The sequence below is a fragment of the Limnohabitans sp. genome, from assembly GCF_044373035.1.
Classification (GTDB): domain Bacteria; phylum Pseudomonadota; class Gammaproteobacteria; order Burkholderiales; family Burkholderiaceae_C; genus Limnohabitans_A.
Genome location: NZ_JBILQU010000198.1, coordinates 1 through 3,084, shown reverse-complemented (window position 1 = coordinate 3,084; position 3,084 = coordinate 1). Strand labels below are relative to the sequence as shown.

The following is a 3,084-nucleotide window of genomic DNA, read 5'->3' as shown; positions in this document are numbered from 1 at the left end:
CGGAGCGTGGTTGTATTTGGGGCCGAACTCGACTTGTTTGTCGGAGCTGAAGACCTTGGCGTCGCGGTACACGGCCACCAGATCGGCGTGGCGCGTCAGGAAATACGAGCCATCGGGCATGCGCTTAAAGGGCTCGGTCTCGCGCAGCGCGGCGTAGACCGGGTAGGGGTTGTCCAGAAAGTCGCGTGGCAAAGCCCGCAGGTCCAGCGATTGGGCGATTTGCTGGGCCCTCTCGGCCGACAAGGGCGGCGTGATGTGGGCAGTCAGTGTGTTCATGTTGTAGCAACGCACCCTTGTGCGCGAATGGCCGTCCAGCTCATGGTTTCAAAAAATCCTTGAGCGCCTGCAACACGCCTTCGGGTGCTTCGGTCATGAGCGAATGGCCTGCGGGCAGCTTGACCACTTTGGCTTGTCCGCACAAGTCGATCAGGCTTTGCGCGGCCTTGGGTGGCGTCATCTGGTCGGCGCTGCCCAGCACAAACAAGGCAGGGCAAGTGACTTGGGGCATGGCAGCCTCGGCACCACGGTAGTCGTCACAAGCCTTGAAGCCGGTGTGAAACAGGTTCACTTGTGTGTTGCTGGCCAGCACGCGGCGCATGAGCGCTTTGCTGCCGCCATACAGCCAGGTGCCGGGGCCCAAGGCCGAAGGCGGTGGGGCTAGTGTGGAATGCGAAAAGCTGTTGACCATGTCAATCGCCTTGAAGGGTGCGCTGACCGACTGATCGAGCAGGGCTGGCGACACGCGCATGGGGTAGGCCGTGCCGACCATGACCAGGTGGCTGATGCGCCCCGGATGCAATGCCGCGTCGCGGGCGGTGGCTTCGAGCGCGATGAGCGAGCCAAAACTGTGGCCGATCAGCGCGGCTTTTTCGATCTTCAGTGCATCGAGCAAGGCAATGACGGTGTCGGCCGCTTCTTCCACGCTTTGGGGTGGTGTGCCTTGGCTTTTGCAGTGCCCCGGCAGGTCAATGGCCAGCACGTTCCAGCCGTGGTGCGCCATGTAACGGGTTTGCAAAATCCAGACGCTGTGGTCGTTGAGCACGCCGTGGATGAACACGGCGGTGGGCTGCGCGGGGTTGAAGGGCTTGCCGCCGGTGTAGGCGTACAGCGGGTGTGTGGGCAGTTGGATGTGCATGGTGTGGGGGTGTTCAATGGTCCGGGATCAGGCGTTTGCCCATGCTGACGACCTGGTCGTCGCGGTAACCCAGCGATTCGTAAAAAGCCAGCACTTGGGCGTTGCTGGCGCGCACTTGCAAATTGATTTTGGGACAGCCCGAGGCCAGCAGCAGGGCTTCGCCGTGCTGCATCATGGCCTTGGCGTGGCCTTGTCGTTGGTGGTCTGGCGAGATGGCCAGGTAGTTGACCCAGCCGCGATGGCCTTCGTAGCCAAACATGGCGCTGGCCATCAAGCGGCCTTGCACTTCACCCACCAAAAAAAGGTCGGGCCGCACTTGCAGCTTGCGCGCAATGTCTTTGTAGGGATCGTTCCAGGGGCGGGTCAGATCACAGGCTTGCCACAAAGCCACCACAGCGGCTTCGTCAGGTTTTTGGTAGGCGCGTATTTGCATGGGTTTCAAGTTTTTTCTGCAGCTTTGAGTGCTTTTTTAAGGTCGTCGATCAAATCGGCGGGGTCTTCCAAGCCAATCGACAGCCTGATCGTGCCCGGGCCAATGCCGCTGGCGGCCAAGGCCTCATCGCTCATGCGGAAATGCGTGGTGCTGGCCGGGTGGATCACCAGGCTGCGGCAGTCTCCCACGTTGGCCAAGTGGCTGAAGACCTTGAGGGTTTCGATGAACTTTTGGCCTTGGGCACGAGAGCCCTTGATGTCGAAGCTGAACACCGAGCCGGCACCGCGTGGCAAGAGTTTTTGCGCCAACGCATGACTGGGGTGGCTTTCCAGCATCGGGTGGCCGACGCGGCTGACCAGCGGGTGCGCGGCCAAAAATTCGACCACTTTGGCGGTGTTTTCCATGTGGCGGGCCATGCGCAGGGGCAGGGTTTCAATGCCTTGCAAAATCAGCCAAGCGGTGTGCGGGCTCATGCAGGCACCAAAGTCACGCAGACCTTCGCGCCGGGCCCGCAGCAAAAAGGCGCCCACGGTGCTTTCTTCGCTGAACACCATGTTGTGAAAGCCTTCGTAGGCTTGGCTCAGTTCGGCGAACTTGCCCGACTTGTCCCAGTCAAAACTGCCGCCATCGACCACCACGCCGCCCACCACCGTGCCATGGCCCGACAAAAATTTGGTGGCCGAGTGGTAAACCAGATCAGCCCCGTGGTCGAAAGGTTTGATGAGCCAGGGCGAGGTGAGGGTGGAATCGACCAGCAGCGGCACGCCCGCCTTGTGGGCGATGGCGCTCACCGCTTCGATGTCCAGCACGTCCATGCCGGGGTTGCCCACCGTCTCGCCAAAAAAGAGTTTGGTGTCGGGCTGCACGGCGGCGCGCCAGGCGTCCAGGTCGCCGGGTTTCACAAACGTGGTGCGGATACCAAACCGGCTCAGGGTGTAGTGCAGCAGATTGTGTGAGCCGCCATACAAAGCCGAAGAGGCCACGATGTGCGAGCCTGCGCCCATGAGCGTGGCAATGGCCAGGTGCAAAGCCGCTTGGCCGCTGGCGGTGGTGATGGCACCAATGCCGCCCTCCAAAGCCGAGATGCGCTGCTCCAACACCGCGTTGGTGGGGTTGCTGATGCGGCTGTAGACGTGGCCTGGGCGCTCCAGGTTGAAGAGGGCTGCGGCCTGGTCGCTCGACTCGAACACAAACGAAGTGGTCAAATGGATGGGCACTGCCCGAGCGCCCGTGGTCGGGTCAGGGGCCGCCCCCGCATGCAAAGCCAAAGTGTCAAAACCGGGATCACTGTAACCAGCCATGGGTTGTCTCCGAAAAAAGAAAAAGGCCTGCGTGGACGAAAGGCTGTGCAGGCCACACATTGTGGGCTATATTGAATCTTCGTCAGTCACACACAAACCACAGGAGAGATGCCATGAAAGTCAATGATATTTTGCGCGTCAAGGGCAGCACCTTGTTCACGGTCAAGCCCGATGAACTGTTGGCCTCCGCTCTCAATGCCATGGCCGAAAAAGAC

Annotated in this window: 3 protein-coding genes and 1 pseudogene; all 4 read right to left on the bottom strand. The window is 60.9% G+C overall.

What is annotated here, in order from left to right; translation table 11 throughout:
- Nucleotides 1–276 (bottom strand): annotated as a pseudogene (locus ACIQ47_RS15805) (cytochrome P450); the annotation flags it as partial.
- A gap of 40 nt (nucleotides 277–316) precedes the next feature.
- Nucleotides 317–1,135 carry an alpha/beta fold hydrolase gene (locus tag ACIQ47_RS15800; protein ID WP_396438991.1) on the bottom strand — a complete coding sequence of 273 codons (819 nt, stop codon included), beginning with the start codon at nucleotides 1,133–1,135 and terminating at the stop codon, nucleotides 317–319.
- Nucleotides 1,136–1,148: 13 nt separating this feature from the next.
- The gene (locus tag ACIQ47_RS15795; RefSeq protein ID WP_396438992.1) at nucleotides 1,149–1,568 is read right to left on the bottom strand and encodes a GNAT family acetyltransferase; all 420 of its coding nucleotides are present in this window, start codon (nucleotides 1,566–1,568) and stop codon (nucleotides 1,149–1,151) included.
- Between the two features lie 5 nt (nucleotides 1,569–1,573).
- The gene (locus ACIQ47_RS15790) at nucleotides 1,574–2,869 is read right to left on the bottom strand and encodes an O-acetylhomoserine aminocarboxypropyltransferase (protein WP_396438990.1); all 1,296 of its coding nucleotides are present in this window, start codon (nucleotides 2,867–2,869) and stop codon (nucleotides 1,574–1,576) included.
- Nucleotides 2,870–3,084 lie beyond the last annotated feature (215 nt).